Raw genomic sequence first — 221 nt, 5'->3', positions numbered from 1 at the left:
AGCCTGCTCGCCCTCGACGCCGCCGACGGGGCGATCGAGGTCAGCGTCTGGGACAGCAACCCCACCCCACCGGCGATCCTCCCGCCCGACCCCACCCGCATCGGCCAGCACGGCCTGGAGATCGTCGTCAGACTCGCCCAGGGCTTCACCGTCCACCGCACGCCCCTCGGCAAGAGGATCACCGCCACCATCGCCCTGACCGACGACCCCCTGACCGGTGG

Annotated in this window: 1 pseudogene; it reads left to right on the top strand. The window is 72.4% G+C overall.

The annotated features are described in order from the left end of the window. Window positions 1-221 (top strand): annotated as a pseudogene (locus OO47_RS33150) (ATP-binding protein); the annotation flags it as partial.

The sequence above is a fragment of the Streptomyces bikiniensis genome (assembly GCF_000716625.1).
Taxonomy (GTDB): domain Bacteria; phylum Actinomycetota; class Actinomycetes; order Streptomycetales; family Streptomycetaceae; genus Streptomyces; species Streptomyces bikiniensis.
This window is presented reverse-complemented; position numbering and strand designations above follow the sequence as displayed.